Annotated in this window: 22 protein-coding genes; 16 read left to right on the forward strand and 6 right to left on the reverse strand. The window is 66.0% G+C overall.

Going from position 1 to position 26431, the window contains the following annotated elements:
- Positions 1-68 precede the first annotated feature (68 nt).
- The 4 genes from bcsQ to PQQ53_RS27090 are packed head-to-tail and all read left to right on the forward strand — an operon-like array spanning position 69 to position 5355.
- The gene (gene bcsQ / locus PQQ53_RS27075) at positions 69-857 is read left to right on the forward strand and encodes a cellulose biosynthesis protein BcsQ (protein ID WP_408327456.1); all 789 of its coding nucleotides are present in this window, start codon (positions 69-71) and stop codon (positions 855-857) included.
- Positions 854-3460, forward strand: a complete 2607-nt coding sequence (gene bcsA / locus PQQ53_RS27080; RefSeq protein ID WP_408327459.1) for a UDP-forming cellulose synthase catalytic subunit — start codon at positions 854-856, stop codon at positions 3458-3460. The genes bcsQ and bcsA overlap by 4 nt, the downstream gene beginning before the upstream one ends.
- A 42-nt stretch (positions 3461-3502) precedes the next feature.
- Positions 3503-5053 (forward strand): cellulose biosynthesis protein BcsG, encoded by a 1551-nt coding sequence (bcsG, locus tag PQQ53_RS27085; protein ID WP_408327461.1) that lies wholly within the window; start codon positions 3503-3505, stop codon positions 5051-5053.
- Positions 5050-5355 carry a hypothetical protein gene (locus PQQ53_RS27090; protein ID WP_408327463.1) on the forward strand — a complete coding sequence of 102 codons (306 nt, stop codon included), beginning with the start codon at positions 5050-5052 and terminating at the stop codon, positions 5353-5355. Before bcsG ends, PQQ53_RS27090 begins: the two co-directional genes overlap by 4 nt.
- 75 nt (positions 5356-5430) lie before the next feature.
- On the opposite strand, the gene PQQ53_RS27095 is transcribed toward PQQ53_RS27090, so the two are convergent.
- Entirely contained in the window at positions 5431-6048 is a 618-nt protein-coding gene (locus PQQ53_RS27095) for a LysE/ArgO family amino acid transporter (RefSeq protein ID WP_408327465.1), read from the reverse strand.
- A gap of 100 nt (positions 6049-6148) precedes the next feature.
- Here PQQ53_RS27095 and PQQ53_RS27100 point away from each other — a divergent pair, with 100 nt between their 5' ends.
- A complete protein-coding gene (locus PQQ53_RS27100; protein ID WP_408148842.1) occupies positions 6149-7042 on the forward strand; it encodes a LysR family transcriptional regulator ArgP in 894 nt (297 codons plus the stop codon).
- A gap of 45 nt (positions 7043-7087) precedes the next feature.
- On the opposite strand, the gene PQQ53_RS27105 is transcribed toward PQQ53_RS27100, so the two are convergent.
- Positions 7088-8038: a LysR family transcriptional regulator gene (locus tag PQQ53_RS27105; protein WP_408327468.1), complete on the reverse strand. Its 951-nt coding sequence runs from the start codon at positions 8036-8038 to the stop codon at positions 7088-7090.
- A 118-nt stretch (positions 8039-8156) separates the two neighbouring features.
- Between PQQ53_RS27105 and PQQ53_RS27110 the strand changes: the two genes are divergently transcribed.
- Positions 8157-9329, forward strand: coding sequence for a M20 aminoacylase family protein (locus tag PQQ53_RS27110; protein ID WP_408148838.1), 1173 nt, complete (start codon positions 8157-8159; stop codon positions 9327-9329).
- An 83-nt stretch (positions 9330-9412) separates the two neighbouring features.
- Positions 9413-10804, forward strand: coding sequence for an MFS transporter (locus tag PQQ53_RS27115; protein ID WP_408148836.1), 1392 nt, complete (start codon positions 9413-9415; stop codon positions 10802-10804).
- Between the two features lie 233 nt (positions 10805-11037).
- On the opposite strand, the gene PQQ53_RS27120 is transcribed toward PQQ53_RS27115, so the two are convergent.
- Positions 11038-12291, reverse strand: a complete 1254-nt coding sequence (locus PQQ53_RS27120; RefSeq protein WP_408148834.1) for an MFS transporter — start codon at positions 12289-12291, stop codon at positions 11038-11040.
- Complete coding sequence (locus PQQ53_RS27125) at positions 12288-13253, reverse strand: PRC-barrel domain containing protein (protein ID WP_408327470.1); 966 nt, start codon at positions 13251-13253, stop codon at positions 12288-12290. Before PQQ53_RS27125 ends, PQQ53_RS27120 begins: the two co-directional genes overlap by 4 nt.
- 482 nt (positions 13254-13735) lie before the next feature.
- On the opposite strand from PQQ53_RS27125, the gene PQQ53_RS27130 reads away from it, so the two are divergent.
- Positions 13736-15118, forward strand: a complete 1383-nt coding sequence (locus PQQ53_RS27130) for an NCS2 family permease (protein WP_408148830.1) — start codon at positions 13736-13738, stop codon at positions 15116-15118.
- A 358-nt stretch (positions 15119-15476) separates the two neighbouring features.
- Complete coding sequence (locus tag PQQ53_RS27135) at positions 15477-16214, forward strand: DUF899 domain-containing protein (protein ID WP_408327472.1); 738 nt, start codon at positions 15477-15479, stop codon at positions 16212-16214.
- 70 nt (positions 16215-16284) lie between these two features.
- Here the strand turns inward: PQQ53_RS27135 and PQQ53_RS27140 are convergent, their stop codons facing one another.
- Together PQQ53_RS27140 and PQQ53_RS27145 are read right to left on the reverse strand one after the other, a co-directional pair.
- Positions 16285-16467: a hypothetical protein gene (locus PQQ53_RS27140; RefSeq protein ID WP_408148826.1), complete on the reverse strand. Its 183-nt coding sequence runs from the start codon at positions 16465-16467 to the stop codon at positions 16285-16287.
- 109 nt (positions 16468-16576) lie between these two features.
- Positions 16577-17491 (reverse strand): NAD-dependent epimerase/dehydratase family protein, encoded by a 915-nt coding sequence (locus tag PQQ53_RS27145; protein WP_408327475.1) that lies wholly within the window; start codon positions 17489-17491, stop codon positions 16577-16579.
- Positions 17492-17932: 441 nt separating this feature from the next.
- Here PQQ53_RS27145 and hutH point away from each other — a divergent pair, with 441 nt between their 5' ends.
- The 7 genes from hutH (at position 17933) to hutG (ending at position 26192) form a co-directional block, all read left to right on the forward strand.
- Positions 17933-19453 carry a histidine ammonia-lyase gene (gene hutH / locus PQQ53_RS27150; RefSeq protein WP_408327477.1) on the forward strand — a complete coding sequence of 507 codons (1521 nt, stop codon included), beginning with the start codon at positions 17933-17935 and terminating at the stop codon, positions 19451-19453.
- 24 nt (positions 19454-19477) lie between these two features.
- Positions 19478-20173: a histidine utilization transcriptional repressor HutC gene (hutC, locus tag PQQ53_RS27155; RefSeq protein ID WP_408148821.1), complete on the forward strand. Its 696-nt coding sequence runs from the start codon at positions 19478-19480 to the stop codon at positions 20171-20173.
- Positions 20174-20249: 76 nt separating this feature from the next.
- On the forward strand, positions 20250-21938 hold the full coding sequence (gene hutU / locus PQQ53_RS27160) for a urocanate hydratase (RefSeq protein WP_408327480.1): 1689 nt from the start codon (positions 20250-20252) through the stop codon (positions 21936-21938).
- 20 nt (positions 21939-21958) lie between these two features.
- Positions 21959-22576: a HutD/Ves family protein gene (locus PQQ53_RS27165; protein ID WP_408327483.1), complete on the forward strand. Its 618-nt coding sequence runs from the start codon at positions 21959-21961 to the stop codon at positions 22574-22576.
- A gap of 87 nt (positions 22577-22663) precedes the next feature.
- Positions 22664-23887 carry an imidazolonepropionase gene (gene hutI / locus PQQ53_RS27170; protein WP_408327486.1) on the forward strand — a complete coding sequence of 408 codons (1224 nt, stop codon included), beginning with the start codon at positions 22664-22666 and terminating at the stop codon, positions 23885-23887.
- Positions 23888-23922: 35 nt separating this feature from the next.
- The gene (locus PQQ53_RS27175; RefSeq protein WP_408327489.1) at positions 23923-25317 is read left to right on the forward strand and encodes a formimidoylglutamate deiminase; all 1395 of its coding nucleotides are present in this window, start codon (positions 23923-23925) and stop codon (positions 25315-25317) included.
- Between the two features lie 62 nt (positions 25318-25379).
- On the forward strand, positions 25380-26192 hold the full coding sequence (gene hutG, locus PQQ53_RS27180) for an N-formylglutamate deformylase (RefSeq protein WP_408327491.1): 813 nt from the start codon (positions 25380-25382) through the stop codon (positions 26190-26192).
- Positions 26193-26431 lie beyond the last annotated feature (239 nt).

A 26431-nucleotide genomic window follows, 5' to 3' on the forward strand; every position in this document is an offset into this window, starting at 1 on the left:
TATACCCACCGGGGGGCGGGGGGCGCCGGGCGGCCCCCCCCCGCGCCGCGCGTCGACGAGGCCACACGATGAAAACGATCGCCGTCGTTTCCACCGCCGGCGGCACGGGCCGCACGACGCTGAGCGCCGCGCTCGCGGTATTGCTCGCGCGGCGCGGCGCTCAGGTGGTCGCACTCGACTTCGATCCGCAGAACATGCTCGGCGTGCATCTCGGGATCGACGGCCTCGCGCCCGCCGGGCTCGCGCAAGCGCTGCTCGACGAGACCCATGCGTGGCACGCGCATACGTGGCGCAATGCCGAGGGCGTGCTGTTCGTGCCGTACGGCGAGGTCTCGCTCGCACACAGCGCGCGCTGCGATGCGCGGCTTGCCGCCGAGCCGCGATGGCTCGCGAGCGCGCTCGCGCAACTCGATTTGCCGCGCGATGGCGTCGTGCTGATCGACACCGCCCGATATCCCTCGCAGCAGGCCGCGCAGGCGCTGCGCTGCGCCGACCTGGTGCTGTGCGTGACGCCGCCCGAACCGGCCGCCTGCGCGACGCTCGTCGCGCGGCTCGATGACTTGCGGCGCGACGGCGCGACTCTGAGGATCATCGTGAACCGCCTGAACCCGGCGCGCGACATGCAGCGCGACGTGCTCGCGATGCTCGCGGCGGCGCTCGGCGATGGTCTGCCGCTCGCGCAGCGCGTGCATCTCGATGTGGCGATGCCGGAGTCGTTCGCGCGCGGTACGTGGCTCTTCGACGATGCGCCGCATTCGCAGGCATCGCACGATCTGCATGGCCTTGCCAACTGGCTCGACGCGTGGGTCGGCGGGACATCGGCGACGCTCGCGCGCCGCGCAGGCGAGGCGGCATGAACCGGCCGATGAACGGCGACACGGGCGAGCGGGGCGAGGAGTCCGGCCTGGCGCCCCACGCCACCCCAACCCCCACCGGCGCCACCACACGCACCCGACGTCAGCGCACCGTCGACTGGCTCGCCCGCAACCTCGGCGTCCCCGTCAACCGCACACCGCTCGACTGGTTCGTCCGCCTGATGTTCCAGCCGCCTTCACCGGGCAAGCCCGACTACCCGCGCCGCTGGATCAGAGCCGTCGTGCTGCATCTCGCGCTGCAATGGGGTGTGCTCGAACCCCACCGCCTGCGCGCCTGGCTGTGGCGCGCTTTCATCCGCGCGCCGCGCCTGTCCGAGCGAAGCGCCGCCGCGCAGGTGCGCGCCGTGCTCGCGTGGATCGACCGCTGGCTGGTGCCGGTGCTATTGCGCTGGCGCCGCCTGCGCCGCCGTATCGAAGCGATGCTGCCGCGCCTGCCGTGGCAGCGCTGGGGCGCGCAACTCGAAAGCGGCACGCAGCGCGTCGGCCACATTCGCTGGCTGCTGCCGCTCATCGTGCTGGCGGGCGCAGTCCTGTGGACGATGATCGGCACCTCGCCGTTGTCCTCGGATGGTCAGTTCGAATTCTTCGCAGTGCTGGTGGCCGTCGCACTGACCTTGCGCCGCTTCCCTGGCCGCATGCCGGTGCTGATCCTGACGACACTCGCGTTGCTCGCGATGGCGCGCTATGTCTGGTGGCGCATCACGCAGACGCTGTCGTTCCAGACGCCGGGCGAGGCGATTCTCGGCTATCTGCTGTTCGGCGCCGAGGCGTATACGTGGGTCATTCTGCTGCTCGGCTTCGTGCAGACCGCGTGGCCGCTGAACCGCGCGGTCGCCGAACTGCCGGCCGATACCGCGAACTGGCCGAGCGTCGACATTTATATTCCGACCTATAACGAGCCGCTGTCGGTGGTGCGGCCGACCGTGTTCGCCGCCCAGGGCATCGACTGGCCGGCGGACCGGCTGCGCGTGTATCTGCTCGACGACGGCCGCCGCGAAGAATTCAGACAGTTCGCGCACGACAGCGGCATCGGCTACCTGACCCGCGACGACAACCGGCACGCGAAGGCCGGCAACATCAACCGCGCCCTGGAGAAGACCCACGGCGAGTACATCGCGATCTTCGATTGCGATCACGTGCCGACGCGCTCGTTCCTGCAAACCACGATGGGCACGTTCCTGCGCGACGCCCGTTGCGCGATGGTGCAGACGCCGCATCACTTCTTCTCGCCCGACCCGTTCGAGCGCAACCTCGGCACGTTCCGCCGCGTGCCCAACGAAGGCAACCTGTTTTACGGGCTCGTGCAATCCGGCAACGATCTGTGGAACGCGTCGTTCTTCTGCGGCTCGTGCGCGGTGATCAAGCGCACGGCGCTCGAAGAAGTGGGCGGCGTCGCGGTGGAGACGGTCACGGAAGACGCGCATACCGCGCTCAAACTGCATCGGCGCGGCTATACGACCGCTTATCTACCGACCGTGCAGGCCGCCGGTCTCGCCACCGAAAGTCTCGCGAGCCACATCAAGCAGCGCACGCGCTGGGCGCGCGGCATGGCGCAGATTTTCCGCATCGACAATCCGTTTTTCGGCCGCGGCCTGAGCTTCTTCCAGCGGCTCTGTTACGGCAACGCGATGCTGCATTTTTTCTACGGTATCCCGCGGCTCATCTTCCTGACCATGCCGATGGCGTATCTGTTTTTCCAGATGTATTTCATCAACGCGTCGGCGACCACCATCGCCGGATTCGTGCTGCCGTACATCGTGCTCGCCAACATCGCGAACTCGCGGATGCAGGGTAAATTCCGCCACTCGTTCTGGGCCGAAGTGTACGAATCGGTGCTCGCCTGGTATATCGCGCTGCCGACCACCATCGCCTTCTTCAGTCCGAAGCACGGCCAGTTCAACGTGACCGACAAGGGCGGCCGCATCGACGAAGGTTATTTCGACTGGGCCGTGTCGAAGCCGTATCTGGTGCTGCTCGGACTGAACGTGTGCGCGCTGGCGGCGGGCGTGTACCGGCTGATGTTCGGCCAGGGCGACGAGACCGCGACGATCCTGATGAACGTGTTCTGGACGCTCTACAACCTCGTGATGCTCGGCGCGGCGGCGAGCGTGGCGCGTGAGGCGAAGCAGGTGCGCGTGACCCATCGTATCGCGATGCGCGCGGCGGCCACGCTGCTGCTCGCGGACGGCACGACGCTCGCGTGCACCACCAGCGATTACTCGACCGGCGGACTCGGTCTCGAAGTCGATCCGGCATTGCGGCTCGCGCCCGGCGACAGCCTCGGCGTCTGCCTGAGCCGAGGCGACCGGCAATTTCATTTTCCCGTCTACGTGAGCCGTTTCGTCGGCAAGCATCTGGGCGTGCGCTTCGACGGCCTGACGCTCGAACAGGAACGGCAGATGGTGCAATGCACGTTCGGCCGCGCCGACGCATGGCTCGACTGGGACGAGCAAACCGTCGAGGACACCCCGCTGCGCGGCCTGAAGGACGTGCTGACGATGGGCATCGAGGGCTATTCGAGGCTGCTGACCGGCGTGCTGCGCGTGTGCCAGTCGCTGCTCGCGCTGGACCGCACACGCTATTAATGCCGCTGGCGTGCGCGCCCGGCCAATGTGAGAACTCTGTTCATGACTTTGTGGAACCTGTACTTCATCGTCAAGCTGTACCTGTTCGCGGGCGGCCATCTGCAACCGCTGTGGCTCGTCAACCTCGGCTTCGCGTTGCTGCTGGCCGCGAGCGCGACGCTCAGGCATCGCGGCCTGCGCGTGTTGCGCAACCTGCTCGGCCTCGCGATCGGCATACCGCTGATGTACCACGAAGCGAACGTGCCGCCGTTCGCGCGTCTGACCGAAGAATTCGGCAACCTCACCACCTTCAGCTTCGGCTACTGGGTGGAGCTCGCGCAGCGTTTCCTGCCGCCGATGCTGCTGCTCGGCGCGCTCGGTGGTCTGGTCGCCTATCTGATCGTGAACCGCTGGCTGCGCGTCGCGACCTTCGTGCTGATCGCGCTGGTCGCGATTCCGATGTGGCAGGAGGGCAGCACGGTGCTGGCGCAATGGCGCAGCGCGCCCGTGGCGGCAGCATCGGGCAATGCGCTCGCCGCGCAGCCGCTCGACCATAACGCGGCGCTCGCCGCATTCCGTACGCAGGAGTCGCAGCGGCAGGTCACTTTCGGCCATCTCGGCGCCGATCCGAACACGCAGTTCGACGTGATCGTGCTGCACATCTGCTCGCTGTCGTGGGACGACCTCGATGCCGTGAAGGCGCGCAATCACCCGATGCTGAGCCATTTCGACTATCTGTTCACGAACTTCAGCACGGCGGCGAGCTATAGCGGACCGGCCGCGATTCGCGTGCTGCGGGCGAGCTGCGGGCAGGAGGCGCACGCGGACCTTTACAAGGACGCGCCGCAACAGTGCCACCTGCTGGCCGATCTCGCCCAGGCGGGTTACACGCCGCAGACGATGCTGAACCACGACGGCCACTTCGACAACTTCCTGCAACTGGTGCACGACAACGCCGGCGTGCCGAACGTGCCGATGATTTCGAACACCAGCGTGCCGGTCGCGATGCACGCGTTCGACGGGTCCGCGATTCGCGACGATTACGCGACGCTCGCCAACTGGTACGCGCAGCGCGCCAGCACACCGGGACCGGTCGCGCTGTACTACAACACGATCAGTCTGCACGACGGCAACCGTCTGCCGAACAGCAGTCTGTCGAGCCTCGATTCGTACCCGCAGCGCGTGAACAAGCTGATGAGCGACTTCGACCGGTTCGCGGATCTGATCGCGGCATCGGGCCGGCGCGCGGTGATCGTGTTCGTGCCCGAACACGGCGCGGCCTTGCGCGGCGACGCGAACCAGGTGGCCGGCCTGCGCGAAATTCCGACGCCGCGCGTCATCCATGGTCCGGCGGGTGTGCGGCTGGTCGGCTTCCAGGGCAACCATGGACCGACTACGGTGATCGACAATCCGTCAAGTTTTCTCGCGCTCGCGCAACTGCTGTCGAATCTCGTGTCGAACAGCCCGTTCAAGCCGGGCGTGACCTTGTCGCAGTACGCCATGAATCTGCCGCAAACGCAGATGGTCGGCGAAAACGAAGGGACGGTGACGATGAAGACGGCATCGGGCTATGTCGTGAAGACGCCGGACGGCGTATGGGTGGATGGCAAATGACGGCGGCGACTACGAAGGATGACGGCAAGACGGCTTCGACGGCGGCGGTGAAGACCGCAGGGAAAGCCGTCGGGCATGCCGCTGAAAATGGCGGCGGCTGGCCGGTGGACGATATCACCGGCCTCGCGCGCCGCTTGCCCGAAGTCGATCCGGCCCGTTACTTCGACGGGCAGGCGAAGGAGGCGTTTCAGCAGTCTTTGATGCGGTGGCCGGTGCTCGCGCGGCTCATGAAGCTCGTGCCGGCCGAGGAAGCAGACGCGCTCGCCGGGCATGACCCGGCGCAGAAAGTGGCGGTGGAATAACGGCGCTTCGTGGGCGTTTGCGCATGCGGCGCAAGGCGGCGCGCTGAACCACGCCTTCGCCGCAACGGATCGCGATTACCGCAACTGGGTCACCGCAAGCAGCAACACCATGCTGCCGATCGCGCCGTCCAGCACGCGCCATGCGGTCGCCCGGCGAAACAGCGGCGCCAGTGCGCGCGCTCCGTAGCCGAGACCGACGAACCAGATCCCGCTCACCGCCATCGCGCCGAGCGCAAACGCGAGCCGAGCGTCCTGCGGCTCGCGCGCGCCGGCCGTGCCGATCAGCAGGAAGGTGTCGAGATACACGTGCGGATTGAGCCAGGTGAGCGCGAGCGTCATCAGGATGATCGGCAGGGCGCGTTGCGCGGGCGGCGCGCCGTTCGCCTGGGCGTCGAGCACCGCATGCCCGGGGCGCACGGCGCGGCGCAGCGCGTTGATGCCGAACCACGCGAGATAGGCGAGCCCGACGTACAGCATCGCATGGACGAACACCGGGTAGCGTTCCACCAGCACCGAGGCGCCGCCCACGCCCGCGCCGATCAGAATGAAGTCCGACAGCGCGCACAGCACGACGATCTTGCCGACATGCGAGCGCAGGATGCCCTGACGCAGCACGAACGCGTTTTGCGCGCCGATGGTCACGATCAGCGATGCGCACAGGGCGGCGCCGTGAGAAAAGGATAGCCAGTTCATAAAAACGAATCCAGTAGACGGAAGAAGCCAACGGGGCTAGTCTGCGGTTTTGCATCTCATAAGAGAAGCTAATTTACTTAATGCCGATTAAGGAACGCTAATGCTCGACTATGCGTTGCTCGACGCGCTGGCCGCCGTGGTGCGCCACGGTTCGTTCGATCGCGCGGCCAGCGAACTGAATGTCACGCCGTCGGCGGTGTCGCAGCGGGTCAAGCTGCTGGAGGAGCGGGTGGGCAGCGTGCTGGTCAAGCGCGGCCAGCCGTGCGTCGCGACCACCTCGGGCGCGCTGTTGTGCCGGCACACCGAACGCGTGCAATTGCTCGAAGCGGAGTTGACCGGCCGTCTGCCCGCGCTGCCCGGCGCGTTGGTCGAGCCGTGGCCGGCGTTGCGCGTGGCGGTCAACGACGACAGCGTCGGCACCTGGTTCATCGACGCGGTGGCGCCGTTCTGCTCGGAGCGCGAGATGCTGCTCGATCTGGTGATCGACGATCAGGATCACACGGCGGAGCGGATTCGCGACGGCAGCGTGCAAGGCGCGGTCACGACCCAGGCCGAACCGGTGCAAGGCTGCCGCTCCACGCGGCTCGGACGGATGCGTTATATGGCGGTCTGTTCGCCGGCGTTTTTCGCGCGCTATTTCGCCGACGGCGTCACGCGTGACAGTTTGCGCGGCACGCCGTGCGTCGATTTCAATCCGAAGGATCAGTTGCAAAAGCGCTTCATGCGCCGCATCACGCGCGCGGAGCTCGATCCGCCGTTGCACTGGATTCCCCACGTCGCCGGCTTTTTGCGGGCCTGCGTGACGGGCCTCGGCTGGGGCATGTGTCCGGAGCGGATGATCGCCGCGCATCTGGCGAGCGGCGAACTGATGGAGATGGCGCCGGGCAAGCACATCGACGTCGATCTGTACTGGCAGAGCTGGCGCCTGTCGATCGGCTGGCTCGACGACTTCGGCGTGGTGTTGCGCAAGCGGGCGGCGGAGTTTCTCGATTGACCGACCGGGTGCCGGGCGCGTCGCGCCGAACCGCGCCCGCCACCCTCAAAGCAGCAACTCGATCGAATGAAACAGCCGGCGCTGCTCCGGGTCCTGCGAGCTCGCCCCTGCGTCGATCACTTCGCGCAGGCAGTCGAGAAAGCACTGAGCCGCCGGACTGGTCGGCGCGCCGCGCCGTGAGGTGATGCTGACGATGGTTTCATCGACCGTCTCGCGCAAGGGCAGCGCCCACAGGTTCTCTTTCGCGAGCGTCACTTCGACGAGCGGCCACGGAAAGATGCTGAGCATGTCCGTGTGCGCGAGCAGCCCCAGCACGATCGACAGTGAATGCGCGAGATGAATGGTGTGCGGCACGCGCATGCCGCGCTGGCGGAACAGGTTGTCCGCGATCGACTCGCGGCTTGCGGGATCCCAGTTCAGCACCCACTCCGCGTCTTCGAGTTCGAGCAGCGTGCGGCAACCGGCCAGCGGATGATCACGCCGCGCGACCACCGCCGAATGCGTCGAGAAGAGCGGCACGTTGTGAAACTCCGATTGCGGCGACGCGGGCGGCGGCCGGCCGATCGAAAAATCGAGGCTGCCGTCGCGCAGGCGCGGCTGCACCACCGCGAGCAGGCCTTCGAAAAACTCCAGCTGAACTTCCGGCATGCGTTGCCGGAACCGCTGCACGGCGGGCGGCAGAAAGGTCAGCGCAACCCATGGCGTGACGCCGATCGACAGCTTGCCGGCGGCCGCGCCGCGCAGCGCTTCGATCTCCGCCTGCGCGCGTTGCAATTGCCCGAGCACGAGGCGCGCATGCACGACCAGCGCGCGGCCGAACTCGGTGAAGGCGACGCCGCTCGCGCTGCGCACGAGCAGCGGGGCGTGCAGATCGGCTTCCAGTTCGCGCATCGCCTTGGTCACGGCGGCCGGCGAAAGGCCCAGCGCGCGTGCCGCCGCCCGGATACTTCCGGTATCCGCAATGGCCGCCAAGGTACTGAGTTGATGCAGTTTCATCTAAAGAAGGTGCGATGAGGGTGGCAACCAGGAGTTGCTGCCGCAACGATTCTACGCCTGCCGCCGGAAAATCGGCGTCGCTATGCTGGGTTCACGCTTTCATCAACGGAGACGACACGTGAACACCATGGCCATCCCGGCGGGCATCGCCGAACTCGAAGACGAAATGATCGCGCTGCGCCGACGCATTCACGCTCAGCCGGAGCTGGCTTACGAGGAATTCGCCACCGGCGACCTCGTGGCCGAACGCCTGCGGGAGTGGGGCTACACGGTGCATCGCGGATTGGGTCAGACGGGCGTGGTCGGGCAGTTGAAGGTCGGCAACGGCACGCGCAGGCTGGGTCTGCGCGCCGACATGGATGCGCTGCCGATTCACGAAACCACCGGCTTGCCGTACGCGAGCACGGTGCCCGGCAAGATGCACGCGTGCGGCCACGACGGACACACCGCGATGCTGCTGGCCGCCGCCAAACATCTCGCGCAGGAAAAGGGCTTCGACGGCACGTTGAACCTGATTTTCCAGCCCGCCGAAGAAGGCCTGGCCGGCGCGAAAAAGATGCTCGAAGACGGCCTGTTCGAGCAGTTTCCCTGCGACGCGGTGTTCGCGATGCACAACATGCCGGGCTTTCCCACCGGCAAATTCGGCTTCCTGCCGGGCTCGTTCATGGCCTCCTCGGACACGGTGATCATCACGGTGACGGGGCGCGGCGGCCACGGCGCGGTGCCGCACAAGGCCGTCGATCCGGTCGTGGTGTGCGCGCAGATCGTGCTCGCCTTGCAGTCGATCGTCTCGCGCAACATCGCGCCGCTCGACATGGCGATCATCACCGTCGGTGCGATTCACGCGGGCGAAGCGCCCAACGTGATCCCGGAGACCGCCGAGATGCGCCTGTCGGTGCGCGCGCTCAAACCCGAGGTGCGCGACTACCTGCAGGAGCGCATCACGGCGGTGGCCACCGCGCAGGCCGCCGTGTTCGGCGCGCGTGCCGAGGTGGATTATCAGCGCCGCTATCCGGTGCTCGTCAACGACGTGCAGATGACCGGCCTCGCGCGCCAGGTCGCGCTCGACTGGCTCGGCGAAGACGGCTTGATCGCCGACATGCAGCCGCTCACCGGCAGCGAGGATTTCGCATTCCTGCTCGAACGCTGTGCGGGCAGCTACCTGATCATCGGCAATGGCGATGGCGAGGGCGGCTGCATGGTCCACAACCCGGGCTACGACTTCAACGACGCTTGCCTCGCCACCGGGGCGGCCTACTGGGTGCGACTCGCGCAGACGTTTCTGGTTTGACGCGGGCACGGTATGCCATAGCAGGCCATGCGGACGCTAGCGCGATGCGCTGCGTCAGCAGCAAGCACATCACGGAGAGACAGATGGACTATTCCGCCACACCGCAACCCGCAGGCGCCGATGCGCCCGGCAGACAGAACGCGTCGGCCGCAGGACAGACGACACAGCACAGTGCAGCGCCGGCCGAGCGCATGCATCACGCGAAAGCGATTGCCGCGATCACGCTCGGCAACGGTCTCGAATTTTTCGACTTCACGATCTACAGCTTCTTCGCGACGATCATCGGCAAGCTGTATTTCCCGGTGGAAGGGCAGCTCGCGCAACTGATGCTGGCGGTCGGCACGTTCGGCGTCGGTTTCATCATGCGGCCGGTGGGCGGCGTGGTGCTCGGCGGCTATGCCGATCGCGCGGGCCGCAAGGCGGCAATGAGTCTGACGCTGTGGCTGATGACGCTCGGCTCCGCGCTGATCGCGTTTGCGCCGACCTATGCGGCGATCGGTCTCGCCGCGCCGCTGCTGGTGATTCTCGCGCGGCTGATTCAGGGTTTCGCGCTGGGCGGCGAGATCGGCGCGTCGACCTCGCTGCTGCTCGAATACGGCAGCGACAAAACGCGCGGGTTCTACGGCAGCTGGCAGTTCGTGAGCCAGGGCTTGAACACGGTGTGCGGCTCGCTGCTCGGTGTCGCGCTGGCGGCGTGGCTGTCCACCGACGCGCTCGAAAGCTGGGGCTGGCGCGTGCCGTTCGTGATCGGCATGGCGATGGGGCCGATCGGCATTTATATCCGGCGTCATCTGGATGAGACGCTGCCCGGCATCGAGGACGGCACGGCGCCGCAGGCCGCGGCCGTCGCTCAAGTGCCGGCTTCGCAGCCGGTGCGCAAGCTGTTTCGCGACCATTCGCGCGTCATCACGATGGGTGTGCTGACGACGATCGGCGGCACCGCGGCGAATTACATCGTGCTGTTCTATCTGTCCACTTACGCGATCCGGATCCTCCATCTGCCGATGTCGTCGGCGCTGTGGGCCGCGTGGGCCGCGGCGGTGGTCACGGTGATCTGTTCGCCGTTCGCCGGCGCGCTGTCCGATCGCGTCGGACGCAAGCGCGTGCTGTGGGTGTCGCGGGTGTTGCTGATCGCCGCGGTGTATCCGGCTTTCATGATCATTAATGCCGTGCCGACGGTGCCGGTGTTGCTGTCGGTGGTGGCGGGGCTCGCGGTGCTGGTCGCGTTCACGGCCGTGCCCAATATCGTGATGCTGCCTGAGATGTTTCCGCGTGCGATTCGCGCAACCGGCATGTCGATCGTTTATTGCCTCGGGGTGTCGATCTTCGGCGGCTTCGCGCAGTTCTTCGCGACGTGGCTGATTCAGATTTCCGGCAACAATCTCGCGCCGGCGTGGTATCTGATCGGCTGTGGGCTGGTGTCGCTGCTGCCGTTGCCGTGGATGCGTGAGACGGCTGGCCGGGCGATTGATTGAGGCGCCGGGTGGGACGCGCGGCGCAATGCTTGCGGTGTGGGTCGTGTCGTACCTGAAGAGGGCACGGCCAGATTGAAAAAGAGCCGCGATGAATTTTCATCGCGGCTCTTTTTCACATGCGGCGAGCGGTTTCGTTGCGGTTCGATGCACCTCAACGCCTCCCAGTGCCATACCTGACGAGCGACCTAAGTGGCCCGGCCGCGCATGCGCGTTCGCCTGCCACCCGTCCGCCATCACCTCGCCGCTGATTTTTCTCCATCGGCCAGCGGCGCATCACCGGCTGCCGACGCATCACGCGTCTCGGGCATGGCCGCCCACACGAGCAGCACGGCCAGCGCACCCGCTGCGGCGAGACCGAAGAAGCTGACCGCATTGCCGAAATGATCCGCGACGAAACCCGCGGCCGTCGTGCTCAACGTCGCCCCGATCCCCGCCGCCAGCCCGAAGAGCCCGATACACAGGTTGTAGCGGCCCTTGTCGCCGGCGACGTCGGCGGCAATCAGCGGCAGCATCACGCCGAACACCGCGGCGCTCAGACCGTCCAGCATCTGCACCGGCACCAGCAGATACGGGCTGCTGATTCCGGCGAACAGCAACGCGCGGATCGGCAGCGCCGAAAAGCCGAGCAGCAGGATCGGCCTGCGTCCCCAGCGTTCGGCGGAGCGCCCGACCCACGGCGACATCATCGCGACGATCGCCTGCGGCACGATGATGCACGCCGCGATCACGAGCTGCACGTTGTCGCCCATGCCGGCCGTCACTTCGCCCGCGGCCAGATTCAGCATCGCCGCGTTCGACAGATGGAACAGCACGATGCACGCCGCGAACAGCAGCATGCGCTTGTCGCGCAGCAGCTCGCGCAGGCTCTCGCGCCGTTCGAGCTGCTGCGGCGTGGGCGCGGCCTTCGGCAACTCGACCGTATCGGTGCGCTGGATCATCGACAGCGCGATCAACGCGGGCACCGCGAGCCCGGCGGTCAGCCAGAACACCGCGCGCGGCGAATAGTATTCGCCGAATACGCCCATCAAGCCGGCCGCGACCGCACTGCCGATCGACGCCCAGCGCGCATTGCGCCCGAGCCGGTCGCCGAGATTCGCGCGCCCCACCAGCGCGAACGAAATCGCGGCGAGCGCCGGCGTCAGCATGCAGCTTGCGAAGCCGTGGAAGACCTCGGCGGCGATCACCGGCAGCACCGTCGGACTGGCGGCCAGCAGCACCGCGCTCAGGATGATCGCGATGATCGCCCACGCGGCCGCGCCTTTCTTGTTGCGCAGCGCGTCGACCGCGGCGCCGCCCGGCACCTGGCTCACCATCGCGCTGATGGTGCCGACCGAGAGCGCCATGCCGATCTCACCCTGGGTCCACTTATGCGACGCGAGATACGACGCGATGAACGGCCCGAAGCCCGTCTGCACGTTGGCGACGAAAAAATTAAGCCAATCGAGCGCGCGCAGACTGCGCGCCGTGACCATGGTGCGGCCGATCATCGGGCCGCCCGTGCGTTGGATACCGCGATGGCCGTCGACGCGGCAGGCGCCGACGCGGCGGCTGGCGCAGGCGTCGGGGCGGGCGCGGGCGGCGGCGCTGGAGACACCGCGCGAATCGGCTTGTCGTTGGCGTAGGGCGGCGTCGCGTTGATCTGCGCGTCGCTCAGATCGATGAGCGGACGCAGTTCCTTATCGCGCGTGACGAAGCGCAGTGCCGACCAGTTCGCGGCAATCGTGCGCCGCTCGGTGCTGACCATGCCGTTGACGTCGAGCACGACGGCCTGCGGTTGCGCGTTGCCGTCGATCAGCACGTCGATCACACGGCCGACCTTGGCGCCGTTCGAACGCTCGACGGTGGCGTCGATCAGCGGCATCTGCACGACATTGGATTTGGCCGGGCCGGTGGGCACCGCCGCGGCGTTGAGCGTGATCGGCGCGGATTTGGCGGTGGGCGTGAAGCGGAACGCGCCCCACGGGAAGTTCACCTTGCGGTCGCCGACACCGAGGAAACCTTGCAGATTGACGACCATCTCGCGCGGCTTGCCGAGGGCGTCGGCCGTCATGTCGACGGCGCGGCCGACCACCTTGCCGTCGGGCTTCTGCACTTCGCTGTCGAGCAGCGCGTGCGCCTCGTTGCGCTCGATCGTGCGCAGCACGATCAGCGGCGCGGGAGGAGGAGGCGGCGGCGCGGGCGTGACGACCGGCGGCGGAGGCTCGACCTTGTGCGGCTTGACGACCGGCTTCTTCGGCTTTTTCGGCTGCTCGGGTTCGCTCGCCTCGGTTTCGACGGGCTCGGGCGCGGAGGCCTCCACCGGCGCGCTGGCGGCTTCGACGGGCATGATCGTCGCATCGACGATCGGCGCCTGCTGCGGGCCCCACAACAGGCTGCAGCCGGACAGCGCGAAAAGCGCGACAGCGAGGATCAGCACGCGCCAGGCAGGACGCGAAAAACCGCCAGTCATCGGGACAAACTCCATGGGCCGGTGCGGACGGGCGCGAGAGGCCGCCGCGGTTATCACAGGTACGGGCCAGAGTGTAACCCGCGAGCCGGGGCGGCCCCGATTTTGCAGGCATCCGCGCGCGTGTTCGCAAGCATGCTTCGTGCCGTGCGGCGCTCGTCCGTGTCGGGCCGGCGGGCTGTGAAAGCGTCGGAAAGCCGTCAGAAGCCTTTCACCTCTTCATGACGAGCCGTAGGTGTAAACGCGCGGCGCGCTCGCGGCTGTGGCGTCTCCTGAACGATATAAGCGTCGTGACATGTCCGGCATGCCATCCATGCGATTGGAGACATATTTGTGTTGGCCTACATTTCGATGCAACAAAACAAGGCAGCAAAAGCGAAGCACGCAGAGCGAAGCACCCACACATCAATCAATTCAACGAGACGAACCCTGACGACGGCCGCATCGATGGCCGTTTCAGCATGCTGATAAAGGAGGCACTCATCATGATGGAACCCCACGCCCAGGCGATTTCCGAAGTCGCGACCGAGTCGTTCGACGGAAAGGGCTTACTCGACCGCTATTTCGAAATCTCGTCACGCGGCAGCTCGCAGCGTCAGGAGATCGTCGCGGGCATCACGACCTTTCTCGCGATGGTCTATTCCGTGTTCGTCGTGCCGGGCATGTTCGGCAAGGCGGGTTTCGACACCAGCGCGGTGTTCGTCGCCGTGTGCCTGACCACCGCGTTCGGCTCGCTGCTGATGGGCGTGTGGGCGCGCCTGCCGATCGCGATCGGCTGCGCGATTTCGCTGACCGCATTCACCGCGTTCGGTCTCGTGCTCGGCAAGGGGCTGCAGCCGAACGTCGCGCTCGGCGCGGTGTTCCTGATGGGCGTGGTGTTCACCGCGATCTCGGTGACCGGCGTGCGCTCGTGGATTCTGCGCAATCTGCCGACCGGCATCGCGCACGGCACGGGTATCGGCATTGGTCTCTTCCTGCTGCTGATCGCCGCCAACGACGTCGGGCTGGTCGTGAAGAATCCGGGTGCCGGTCTGCCGGTCGCGCTCGGGCAGATCACCGCGTTGCCGGCGCTGATGTCGGTGGCGGGGCTCGCGGCAATTTTCGGGCTGGTGCGCCGCCGCGTGCCGGGCTCGATCCTGATCGTGATCGTCGCGATTTCGGCGATCGGGCTCGCGCTCGATCCGGCCGTCGCATTCCATGGTGTGTTCGCGGTGCCGTCGTTGAGCGCGCCGGGCCATGCGTCGCTGATCGGCGCGATGGACATCAAGGGCGCACTGTCGATGGCCGTGCTGCCGAGCGTGCTCGCGCTCGTGATGACCGCCGTGTTCGACGCGACCGGCACGATCCGCGCGGTCGCGGGGCAGGCGGGCCAGCTCGATGCGAACGGCCGCATCATCAACGGCGGCCGCGCATTGACCGCCGATTCGCTGAGCTCCGTTTTCTCGGGCCTGCTGGGCGGCGCGCCGGCGGCGGCGTATATCGAATCGACGGTCGGCGTCGCGGCCGGCGCGAAGACCGGGATGGCGGCGGCGGTGGTCGGCCTGCTGTTTCTCGGCGTAATGTTCTTCTCGCCGCTGGCCGGCCTGGTGCCTTCGTATGCGACGGCACCGGCGCTGATGTACGTGGGGCTGCTGATGCTGTCGAACGTCAGCAAGCTGCATATGGACGATATGGTCGATGCGATGTCGGGGCTGATGTGCGCGGTGTTCATCGTGCTGACGGCGAACATCGTGACCGGCATCATGCTCGGCTTCGCGACGCTCGTCATCGGCCGCGTGGTGAGCGGCGAGTATCGCAAGCTGAACGTGGGGACGGTGGTGATCGCGGTCGTGCTGGTCGGGTTTTATCTTGGCGGCTGGGCGATCTGAGCGGGGAGGCGGGCACGGTCGTGCGCGAAGTTGGCTACCTCTTTGCGTGACTGGAATGCAGGAGAAAGACAGTGTGAGGCGGGGCCGCTTCACATTGAGCAGGTAGTCGGTTGTTCTCCACCTTGACGCGGTGCGTCGCAGTGATCGATCTGCGGCGCACCGCGTTTTTTTGGGCCGCATGCCTGAGCCGCTGGGATGCGTCGCCGCTTGCGCGCGCGGCGAATACGCGTACTCTGTGATTGCCATCCCGGTGTCCGTTTTCGACGCGGCGCGCAGGATGATGCAACTGCCAGGGAAGCGCTCGGGAAGCGTGTGAGCGCACCTGACCAACCTGCATCCAGCAGGCAAGGAGGCATAAATGGAACCGCAACACAGCATGGCCACGAGAGAGGAATGGTTCGCCGCGAGCAGAGCGCTGCTGGCCGAAGAGAAAGCACACATGCGCGCCGGCGACGAACTCGCCCGCAAGCGCCGCGCGTTGCCATGGGTCAAAGTCGACAAGACCTACTGGTTCGATACGCCGCAGGGCCGCAAGACGCTGGCCGAGCTGTTCGGCGGCCGCAGCCAGTTGATCGTTTATCACTTCATGATGGGCCCGGATTGGGAAGAGGGCTGTGTCGGCTGCTCGTTCCTGTCGGATCACATGACGGGAATCGTGACGCACCTGGAGCACCACGACGTGTCGTACGTGACGGTATCGCGCGCGCCGCTCGCGAAGATCGAGGTGTTCAGAAAGCGGATGGGATGGACCTTTCCGTGGGTGTCGTCGAGTGGCAGCGATTTCAATTTCGACTACCACGTGTCGTTCACACCCGAGCAGCTAGCCAGCAGGAAGGCCTGCTACAACTTTACCGAGCAGGACGTCGGCATCGACGAACATCACGGCCATAGCGTGTTCTACAAGGACGGCGACGGCGTCGTGTATCACACGTATTCGTGCTATGGACGCGGCGACGAACGCTTCATCAACACGTACGCGCATCTTGACGTCACGCCGAAAGGACGCAACGAAGCCAGCAATCTGACCGACTGGGTCAAACATCACGATCGTTATGAAGATGAAACGCGCGGCGGTGGTGACGCGTGCGGTGCCTGAACGGTGCAATACCGTTTGAAGTGAAGGCGTAGGCAATACGGCATGCGCGTCATGCCGTATTGCTCGCCCATCAAAGTGCCATGTCGAAGGCGGGCTTGAGGAAAAACTCGATCGCCATCACGGCGAGACCCATCGCGGCCGCGCTCAGCGTCAAGACGCCGTATTCGTCGTAGCGCGCGTCGTACAGGCACGCTACGATAAATAGAATCGCCAGCAGGTTCGTCAGCCAGTCGAAGTTCAACGCAAGGTTCATCGATAAAATCCGGGCTCGTGTGCGACCCTGATGGTCGAATCGCACGGTCAGGTGAGCGCGATTTTATCGGCACGAGCTTACGGATTCGCAACGGCCGTGCTTACACGGCTTACGACGTCTTGCTGGCGGCCAGCATGTCGTGCTCGATCCAGTCGATCACCGAAGTGCGCTTCGGCTGCCAGCCGAGCAGCTTGCGCGCGCGCTCGCCGCGCACGCGGCTGTTCGAGCCCAGACCGTACGAAGCCATTTCATAGCCCCATTCCTTCTGCGCTTCATCGAGCGGCCAGTCTTGCGGTTCGCCGAGCTTCATCACGCGAGCGATCGCGGCGCTCATGTCGCGGAACGACGCTTCGCCGCTTTCGACGAAATAGAACGTGCCCGCCGGCGTCTTCTCCAACGCGAGGCGATAGAGTTCGGCGACGTCGTCGATATGCACGTTCGACCAGATGTTGCCGCCGCTGCCGACGTGACGCACCACGCCGCTCTTTTGCGCCTGACGCTGGAGGCGCGGCAACTGCACGCTCGCGCTGCCGGCTACCGCGCCGTGACCGTAGATCAGCGTGTTGCACAGCACGGCCGAGCGGATGTTCTGCTGCGCGGCGTCGAGCACCAGCCGATCGATTGCGACGCGCGCCGCTTTGTCAGCGCCCGGCGTGGGCAGCGCGTCTTCGTGATAGATGCGCGCCTCACCCGCTTCGCCACCCGACGCATCGCCGACGATGCTCGAACCGCTCGTATGCAGGAACGGCTTGCCGGAACCGGCCAGCCCTTCGATCAGCGCCTTCACCGCGCCTTCATGGTCGCTGCTCGCGGCATTGATGACGGCATCGGCGGCTTGCGCTTCGGCGATCAGCAACGCGCGGTCGTCGAGCGTACCGGTGACCGGCTCGATGCCGAGACGCTGCAACTCGGCGCTGTGTTCGGGTTTGCGGATCAGGCCGCGTACCTGGTGGCCGGCGCGCACGAGATGCGCCGCGATCGAACCGCCGATAAACCCGCTTGCGCCCGTGATGAAAATTTTCAAGACGTTCTCCCTGGTGGAAACACGATGACAGGCATGCAGTATCCGCCGTCCTGATTCTCGCAAAAAGCGTGTTGGTCTCAAATCAATCTTGATTTGAAATCAACAATGGGAACACGCGCGGACGAGGGACTGGGGTTCGCGAGCCGGCTCTCCTATAACTTTCCTGAGGTGCAGCCGGGCTGCGTGGGACGAGGGCCGTGGCTGAGTGTTTTTTGTCCGGCTGGCTTCGCGCATGATGAAGGTGTATATACAAGTTCATTGCCCTCACGCGGCAACCCAAGCCGAACGAACCCGCGCAGGGATACCACTTCTAAAGGCAAGTAGGGCCACCCAATCGACCCTTAATGGAAATCCCCAGGCCGGATTTATAAAAAATAAGTTGTATATACAAGACCTCGCCGCTAGACTTCTCTGAAATTGTATAGACAGGACAACGACACCATGATTCTGACACCCGGCTACCTGACCCTCCCACAACTGCGCCAGATCGCACGTGAGCACGTCACGCTGCAACTCGACCCCGCCAGCCACGCCGCCATCGACGCCTGTGCGCAAGCCGTCGCGGACATCGCCGCGAAGGGCGAGCCGGCCTACGGTATCAACACGGGCTTCGGGCGCCTCGCGAGCACGCATATCCCCCGCGACCAGCTCGAACTGCTGCAACGCAATCTCGTGCTGTCGCACGCGGTCGGCGTGGGTGAGCCGATGTCGCGTCCGGTCGTGCGTCTGTTGATCGCGCTGAAGCTGTCGAGTCTCGGCCGCGGCCACTCGGGCATCCGCCGCGAAGTGATGGAAGCGCTGATCACGCTGTATAACGCCGACGTGCTGCCGGTGATCCCGGTCAAGGGTTCGGTCGGAGCATCGGGCGACCTCGCGCCGCTCGCGCATATGTCGGCGACGCTGCTCGGCGTCGGCGAAGTGTTCGCGAAGGGCGAGCGCATGCCGGCCACCGAAGGTCTCGCGCTCGTCGGCCTGAAGCCGCTCACGCTGCAAGCGAAGGAAGGTCTCGCGCTGCTCAACGGCACGCAGGCGTCGACCGCGCTCGCGCTCTACAACATGTTCGCGATCGAAGACCTGTACCGCACCGCGCTGGTGGCGGGGGCGTTGTCGGTGGATGCGGCCATGGGTTCGGTCAAGCCGTTCGACGCACGCATTCATGAACTGCGCGGCCATCAAGGCCAGATCGACGCGGCGGCGGCTTACCGCTCGCTGCTGCAAGGCTCGGGCATCAACGTCTCGCACGCCGATTGCGACAAGGTGCAGGACCCGTACAGCCTGCGCTGCCAGCCGCAAGTCATGGGTGCGTGTCTCGACCAGATGCGCCACGCGGCCGACGTGCTGCTGCTGGAAGCCAACGCGGTCTCCGACAATCCGCTGATTTTCCCGGACACCGGCGAAGTACTCTCGGGCGGCAACTTCCACGCCGAGCCGGTCGCGTTCGCCGCGGACAACCTCGCATTGGCCGCCGCCGAAATCGGCGCACTGGCCGAGCGCCGCATCGCATTGCTGATCGACGCGACGCTGTCGGGTCTGCCGCCGTTCCTCGTGCGCGACGGCGGAGTGAACTCCGGCTTCATGATCGCTCACGTGACGGCCGCCGCGCTCGCCTCGGAAAACAAGACGCTCGCGCATCCGGCCTCGGTCGATTCGCTGCCGACCTCCGCGAATCAGGAAGACCACGTGTCGATGGCGACCTTCGCCGCGCGCAAGCTCGGCGACATCGCGGAGAACACCGCGAACATCCTGTCGATCGAACTACTCGCCGCCGCGCAAGGCGTCGATCTGCGCGCGCCGCACAAGACCAGCCCGAGCTTGCAGAAGGTGATGGACGCGGTGCGCAAGGACGTCGCGCACTACGAACTCGATCACTACTTCGCGCCGGACATCGCGGCGGTCACGAAGCTCGTGCAGGACGGCACGGTGGCGAAGCTGAGCCCGTTCTCGTTCGTGTCCGAGCAGTAAGTTGTGAATACGCGGACGAGGCCAATGAACGCACCGGCTTATCAGGGCATCAAGGACTTCATCCTCGCGCGCATCCATGCGGGCGAGTGGGGTGAAGGCGACCAGGTGCCCTCCGAAAACGAGCTCGCACGCGAATTCAACGTCGCGCGCATGACGGTCAACCGCGCGTTGCGCGAGCTGACCTCGGAGCAGGTGCTCACCCGCGTGCAGGGCTCGGGCACGTTCGTGGCGCGTCCGAAGTACGAATCGACACTGGTGGCGATCCGCAGTATTTCCGACGAAATCGTCGCGCGTGGCCATCGCTATCAGGCGAAGGTGCTGCACATCGGCGCGAGCATCGCCGACGCGGCGCTTGCCGAGGAGATGCAGGTGAGCGCGGGCAGCCCGGTGTTTCACTCGCGCGTGCTGCATTTCGAAAACGACGAGCCGGTGCAACTCGAAGAGCGCTGGGTCAACCCGGCCGTCGCGCCCGACTACGCATTGCAGGACTTCACGAACACCACGCCGAACCAGTATCTCGTGCGCGTCGCGCCGTTGCAGCGGGTCGAGTACCGGATCGAGGCGCTGGCGGCGGATGCCGACACGCGCGAACTGTTGACGATGGACGAACTGGAGCCGTGTCTCGTGCTGCATCGGCGCACGTGGTCGCAAAGCCAGGTCGCCTCGATTGCCAATCTGTGGCACCCCGGCAGCCGATACCGCTTCACCGGACATTTCTGATTTCGCTGTTCCCGACTTTTTGCCGACGCATTCCCAGAATCTCTCCCGAACATTTTCCCGCCTTCCGAGGGCCACCATGAACAACCCGAAACACATCGATCCGCGACTCGACCCGACCCGTACGATCCGTGCGCCGCGCGGTGCGGAAAAGACCTGCAAGACGTGGATCGCGGAAGCCGCGTACCGGATGATCCAGAACAATCTGGACCCCGAAGTCGCCGAGCATCCGCACGCGCTCGTGGTGTACGGCGGCATTGGCCGCGCCGCGCGCAACTGGGATTGCTTCGATCAGATTCTCGCGTCGCTGAAGGACCTGAACGAGGACGAGACGCTGCTGATTCAATCGGGCAAGCCGGTCGGCGTGTTCCGCACGCATGCGGATGCGCCGCGCGTGCTGCTCGCCAATTCGAACCTGGTGCCGCATTGGGCGACGTGGGAACACTTTCACGAACTCGATCGCAAGGGCTTGATGATGTACGGTCAGATGACCGCGGGCAGCTGGATCTACATCGGCAGCCAGGGCATCGTGCAGGGCACCTACGAGACGTTCTTCTCGGTGGCGAACCAGCACTTCAACGGCGATCCGAAGGGCCGCTGGATTTTGACCGGCGGTCTCGGCGGCATGGGCGGCGCGCAGCCGCTCGCCGCGACCATGGCGGGCTTCTCGATGATCGCGGTCGAATGCGACGAGACGCGCATCGATTTCCGTCTGAAGACGCGCTACGTCGACAAGAAAGCAAAGACGCTCGACGAAGCGCTCGCGATGCTCGACGCAGCGAAGCAGGCCGGCAAGCCGGTGTCGATCGGTCTGCTCGGCAATGCCGCCGACGTGTTCGCCGAGTGCGTGGCGCGCGGCATCACGCCGGACTGCGTGACCGACCAGACCAGCGCGCACGATCCGATTCACGGCTACCTGCCGCAAGGCTGGAGCGTGGAAGACTGGCGCGAGCGCATGAAGACCGCGCCGGACAGCATCATCATGCCGGCCAAGCAATCGATGGCCAAACAGGTGCAGGCGATGCTCACGCTGCAGGAGCGCGGCGCGGCCACGCTCGACTACGGCAACAACATCCGTCAGATGGCGCTGGAAATGGGCGTCGAGAACGCCTTCGATTTTCCGGGCTTCGTGCCCGCGTATATCCGCCCGCTGTTCTGCGAAGGCAAGGGCCCGTTCCGCTGGGTCGCGCTGTCGGGCGATCCTGAGGATATCTACAAGACCGACGCGAAGGTCAAGGAACTGATCCCCGACGATCCGCATCTGCACAACTGGCTCGACATGGCGCGCGAACGCATCGCGTTCCAGGGGCTGCCGGCGCGGATCTGCTGGGTCGGCGTGAAGGATCGCTATCGCCTCGGTCAGGCGTTCAACGAGATGGTGAGGAACGGTGAGCTGAAGGCGCCGATCGTGATTGGCCGCGATCACCTCGACACCGGTTCGGTGGCAAGCCCGAATCGCGAAACCGAATCGATGAAGGATGGCTCGGACGCGGTCAGCGACTGGCCGCTGCTCAACGCGCTGCTGAATACGGCGGGCGGCGCGTCGTGGGTGTCGCTGCACCATGGCGGCGGGGTTGGCATGGGCTTTAGCCAGCACTCCGGCGTCGTGATCGTCGCGGACGGCACGGATGCCGCGCGCGAACGCCTCGGCCGCGTGCTGTTCAACGACCCGGCCACCGGCGTGATGCGTCACGCGGATGCAGGCTACGAACTCGCGCAGGACACCGCGCGCGAGGCGGGCCTCAATCTGCCGATGCTGGGCCGCTGATCGTGGCGGACGTGGGCAGCATGGCGACGCTCACGCTGATTCGCGGCGCCGAGCTCGTGGCGGCGCCGTGGAAGAACGGCGGCGGCGTCACGCGCGAAGTGGCGGTGTTCCCCGAGCGCGCCGGCATGAACGATTTCGTGTGGCGCGTGAGCATCGCCGACGTCGCGCAGGCCGGGCCGTTCTCGCGTTTCGAGGGCATCGACCGTACGCTGGTGTTGCTGTCCGGCGCGGGGATGGTGCTCGACGAAACCGGCGCGCGCGCGGTGAAGTCGCACCCGCTGACGCGGGCACTCGACATCGCACGTTTCGACGGCGAAGCGCGGATCGACGCGCGTGTCGTCGACGGTGCGACGCGCGACTTCAACCTGATGGTGCGGCGTGACGCGGCGCAGGGCGAACTCGACGTGTGGCGTGGACAATCGCAGCAACGCAAGCAACACAGCGTGTCGGCGGATGTCGTGCTGCTGTACTGCGCAAGCGGCTCGGTTTCGCTCGCCGCCGGCGACGCCGAAGCGCTGGCGCTCGACACCGGCGACACGCTGCGCATCGACATGCAGGACCCGTCGAACGCGCTGTCGTGCACACTCGAAGGCGCGGGCGCGGTGCTCGCAATCAGCATCCGCTACACCGTACGATGACGACGCTTCGCGTGCGCGCCTCGACGCCGCAGAAAAGCGCGCGCATGCGAACCACCAGGGAACCCAACGAGCTGCAACGGGCACGCGATGAAGCAAACCGTCTGGCATCACCTGAAACTCTGCCCGCAGGGCGACCCCCAACACACGCTCGCCGATGCCGCGATCGCCGTCGAAGACGGGCGCATTGCATGGCTCGGCGCAGCCTCCGAATTACCCGCTCACTACGCCGCGTGGCCGCGCGAAGATTTGCACGGCGCATGGGTGACGCCGGGCCTCGTCGATTGCCATACGCATCTGGTGTACGGCGGGCAGCGCGCGGACGAATTCGCGCAGCGCCTCGCGGGCGTCAGCTATGAGGAGATCGCGCGGCAGGGCGGCGGCATCGTCTCGACGGTGCGCGCCACGCGCGCCGCGGACGAAGCCTCGCTGTTCCGGCAAGCGGCCGCGCGGCTCGAACCGCTGCTGGCCGAAGGCGTGACGGCCATCGAAATCAAATCCGGCTACGGCCTCGATCTCGCCAGCGAGCGCAAGATGCTGCGCGTCGCACGGCAGTTGGGCGAGCGCTATCCGGTGACGGTCTACACGACGTTTCTCGGCGCGCACGCATTGCCGCCCGAATTCGCCGGCCGCGCGGACGCGTATATCGACGAAGTCTGCAAGACGATGCTGCCCGCGCTCGTCGATGAAGGCCTCGTCGATGCGGTCGATGTGTTCTGCGAGCGCATCGGCTTTTCGCTCGCGCAAAGCGAGCGCGTGTTCAACGCGGCAGAGCGCTACAAGCTGCCGGTGAAGATGCACGCCGAGCAGTTGTCGAACGGTGGCGGCACCGCACTTGCCGCGCGCCATCGCGCGCTGTCCGCCGACCACCTCGAATTCCTCGACGAAGCCGGCGTCGCCGCGATGAAAGCGGCGGGCACGGTGGCCGTGCTGTTGCCGGGCGCGTACTACTTCATCCGCGAAACGCAATTGCCGCCGCTCGAATTGTTGCGCCGCTACGAGGTGCCGATCGCGATTTCGACCGACAGCAACCCCGGCACGTCGCCCGCCACGTCGCTGCTGCTGATGATGAACATGGCGAGCACGCTGTTTCGCATGACCGTGCCCGAAGTGCTGCAAGGCGTGAGCACGCATGCGGCGCGCGCGCTCGGCAAAGCGGACACGCACGGCGTGCTTGAAGCCGGACGTGCGGCCGACTTCGCGGTCTGGTCGGTCGATTCGCTCGCGGAGCTGGCGTACTGGATCGGACGTCCGTTGTGCGCGAGGGTCGTGCGCGCGGGCGAGACCGTTTATACACGACGTGACCTGAGCTGAGACCCCGAGCCAGGACCTGAGAGACGACTTAAGCGATGACACAATCGAATCGAGCGCTGTTCGCCGAGTACGCCTATCTGCCGGATGGCTGGCGCCGCAACGTGCTGCTGGAGTGGGACGCGCACGGCACGCTGACGGCGGTCACGCCGGATAGCGCCGCCCCTGCTGAAGTGAGCCAAGCGGCCGGCCCGGTATTGCCTGGCATGCCGAATCTTCATTCGCACGCCTTCCAGCGCGCGATGGCCGGCCTCACCGAATATCGCGCCGCGACCGGCACCGGCGCCACCGACAACTTCTGGAGCTGGCGCGACCTGATGTATCGCTTCGCCGCGCGCATTACGCCCGACGGCCTCGCGAGCGTCGCGCAATGGCTGTACATCGAAATGCTGAAGGCGGGCTATACGTCGGTGTGCGAGTTTCACTACGTGCATCACGCCCAGGACGGCAACCGTTACGCGAATCAGGCGGAGCTGGCCCAACGCGTGGTGGAGGCGGCGTCGGCGAGCGGCATCGGCATGACGATGCTGCCGGTGCTGTATCAGTACAGCGGCTTTGGTTCGCGGGCGCCGCGCGACGATCAGCGGCGTTTCATCAACACGCCTGAAAGCCTGCTCGATCTGCTCGGCACGCTGCGCTCGGCGCGTCCCGAGAGCGCCGCGTTGCGTTACGGCGTGGCGCCGCATTCGCTGCGCGCGGTGTCGGCGGATTCGTTGCGGGTGCTGCTCGGCGGCATCGACGCCGATGCGCCGGTGCACATCCATATCGCCGAACAGACCGCCGAAGTCGATGCATGCGTCGAGACCGAAGGCGCGCGGCCGGTGCAATGGCTGCTGGATCGTTTCGAGGTCGATAGCCGCTGGTGTCTCGTGCACGCAACCCACGTCGATGCAAACGAAACGCTGGCGCTCGCGAGAAGCGGCGCGGTGGCCGGTTTGTGCCTGACCACCGAAGCCAATCTCGGCGACGGCATTTTCCCGGCGCAGGACTATCTCGACGCGCAAGGGCGTATCGGCGTGGGCTCGGATAGCCATATCGGTGTCGATTGGCGCGCCGAATTGCGGCTGCTCGAATACGGCCAGCGTCTGACGCGCCGCCAGCGCAACGTGCTGGCGTCCGCGCAGGCCCCGTATGTCGCCGACCGCCTGTTCAACGCCGCGCTCGATGGTGGCGCGCAGGCGACCGGCCGCGCGGTCGGCGCGTTGCAGGCGGGCCGCCGGGCGGACTGGCTGGTGCTCGACGCCGATCACGCGAGCATCGCCGAGCATGCGCCCGCTGCGTGGCTCTCGGGCGTTGTATTCTGCGAACATGGCGAGACGCCGGTTCGCGACGTCTACGCGGGCGGCGACAAGGTCGTCGAGAACCGCAGGCATCGCGACGAAGAGGGCGCTTACGCGCGCTATCGCGCGGCGCTCGCCGAGCTGCTGAAGTGAAGAGCGCAAGTCGATGACTTGCCGAACCGACGCTTCGATCCCACCGATTCTTCCGGACTGACATGACTGCATTGAACACACCGCCGGTTTTCTCGCTGCATCAGGGAAGCCTGCCGCTACTGATCTCGATCCCGCATCTGGGCACGCAGATTCCCGCCGACATCGCCGCGACGATGACCCCGGTCGCGCAACGCACCGACGATTGCGACTGGCATCTGGACCGCCTCTATGCTTTCGCCAAACGCATGGGCGCCTCGATTCTCGCGCCCACGTACGCGCGCTATGTGATCGATCTGAACCGGCCGCCCGACGGCGCGAACCTCTATCCGGGGCAGGACACGACGGGGCTTTTGCCGGTCGACACGTTCGAGAAGGAGCCCTTGTACCTCGACGGGCATCTGCCGGACGACGCCGAAGTCGCGCGCCGCCGCGACGCGTACTGGAAGCCGTATCACGACGCGTTGAGCGGCGAGCTCGCAGCGCTCAACGCGAAGCACGGCAAGGTGCTGCTGTGGGAAGCGCATTCGATCCGCTCGCGGGTGCCGCGCTTCTTCCCGGGACGTCTGCCGGATTTCAATTTCGGCACGTCGAACGGCGCGAGTGCGGTGGCGGGCATGGGCGAGGCCCTGGCTGCTGTCGTCGAACGGCATGGCGGCTATACGGCGGTCGCCAACGGCCGCTTCAAGGGCGGCTATATCACGCGGCAATACGGGCAACCGGCGCAAGGCGTGCATGCGGTGCAGCTCGAGTTGTCGCAGATCACGTATATGGAAGAACAGCTGCCCTACGCGTATGACGACACGCTGGCGGCGAAGGTCGAGCCCTTGCTCGAAGCGCTGGTGACGACGGCGTTGCAGCGCGTCGCAGGGGCTTGAAAGACGAATCGGAGATCATCTGAAGGCGAGATCGCCTCCGCCTTCAACTCAACGCTTCTCCACGCGGGTTATGCCGCCGCGCTATCGCGCGAGGTCTGGTCCGTGTCGGCTCGCACCGCAAAGGTGTAACAGCATGTGTCCGTGATTGCGTGGCGGCGCTTTCGCGCGGAATGTATATCGCGTCGAACACGTCCGTTGGCGCTGTGCCGCATCAAACCCGTCTGCTATAAAAAAAGCCC

This window comes from Paraburkholderia strydomiana (assembly GCF_046030495.1).
GTDB classification, from domain to species: domain Bacteria; phylum Pseudomonadota; class Gammaproteobacteria; order Burkholderiales; family Burkholderiaceae; genus Paraburkholderia; species Paraburkholderia strydomiana_A.

What these genes read in the sequence shown, in the direction of transcription:
- bcsQ (WP_408327456.1), top strand. Translation starts at nt 69, where the DNA reads ATGAAAACGATCGCCGTCGTTTCCACCGCCGGCGGCACGGGCCGCACG.
- bcsA (WP_408327459.1), top strand. Translation starts at nt 854, where the DNA reads ATGAACCGGCCGATGAACGGCGACACGGGCGAGCGGGGCGAGGAGTCC.
- bcsG (WP_408327461.1), top strand. Translation starts at nt 3,503, where the DNA reads ATGACTTTGTGGAACCTGTACTTCATCGTCAAGCTGTACCTGTTCGCG.
- PQQ53_RS27090 (WP_408327463.1), top strand. Translation starts at nt 5,050, where the DNA reads ATGACGGCGGCGACTACGAAGGATGACGGCAAGACGGCTTCGACGGCG.
- PQQ53_RS27095 (WP_408327465.1), bottom strand. Translation starts at nt 6,048, where the DNA reads ATGAACTGGCTATCCTTTTCTCACGGCGCCGCCCTGTGCGCATCGCTG.
- PQQ53_RS27100 (WP_408148842.1), top strand. Translation starts at nt 6,149, where the DNA reads ATGCTCGACTATGCGTTGCTCGACGCGCTGGCCGCCGTGGTGCGCCAC.
- PQQ53_RS27105 (WP_408327468.1), bottom strand. Translation starts at nt 8,038, where the DNA reads ATGAAACTGCATCAACTCAGTACCTTGGCGGCCATTGCGGATACCGGA.
- PQQ53_RS27115 (WP_408148836.1), top strand. Translation starts at nt 9,413, where the DNA reads ATGGACTATTCCGCCACACCGCAACCCGCAGGCGCCGATGCGCCCGGC.
- PQQ53_RS27120 (WP_408148834.1), bottom strand. Translation starts at nt 12,291, where the DNA reads ATGATCGGCCGCACCATGGTCACGGCGCGCAGTCTGCGCGCGCTCGAT.
- PQQ53_RS27125 (WP_408327470.1), bottom strand. Translation starts at nt 13,253, where the DNA reads ATGACTGGCGGTTTTTCGCGTCCTGCCTGGCGCGTGCTGATCCTCGCT.
- PQQ53_RS27130 (WP_408148830.1), top strand. Translation starts at nt 13,736, where the DNA reads ATGATGGAACCCCACGCCCAGGCGATTTCCGAAGTCGCGACCGAGTCG.
- PQQ53_RS27135 (WP_408327472.1), top strand. Translation starts at nt 15,477, where the DNA reads ATGGAACCGCAACACAGCATGGCCACGAGAGAGGAATGGTTCGCCGCG.
- PQQ53_RS27140 (WP_408148826.1), bottom strand. Translation starts at nt 16,467, where the DNA reads ATGAACCTTGCGTTGAACTTCGACTGGCTGACGAACCTGCTGGCGATT.
- hutH (WP_408327477.1), top strand. Translation starts at nt 17,933, where the DNA reads ATGATTCTGACACCCGGCTACCTGACCCTCCCACAACTGCGCCAGATC.
- hutC (WP_408148821.1), top strand. Translation starts at nt 19,478, where the DNA reads ATGAACGCACCGGCTTATCAGGGCATCAAGGACTTCATCCTCGCGCGC.
- hutU (WP_408327480.1), top strand. Translation starts at nt 20,250, where the DNA reads ATGAACAACCCGAAACACATCGATCCGCGACTCGACCCGACCCGTACG.
- PQQ53_RS27165 (WP_408327483.1), top strand. Translation starts at nt 21,959, where the DNA reads ATGGCGACGCTCACGCTGATTCGCGGCGCCGAGCTCGTGGCGGCGCCG.
- hutI (WP_408327486.1), top strand. Translation starts at nt 22,664, where the DNA reads ATGAAGCAAACCGTCTGGCATCACCTGAAACTCTGCCCGCAGGGCGAC.
- PQQ53_RS27175 (WP_408327489.1), top strand. Translation starts at nt 23,923, where the DNA reads ATGACACAATCGAATCGAGCGCTGTTCGCCGAGTACGCCTATCTGCCG.
- hutG (WP_408327491.1), top strand. Translation starts at nt 25,380, where the DNA reads ATGACTGCATTGAACACACCGCCGGTTTTCTCGCTGCATCAGGGAAGC.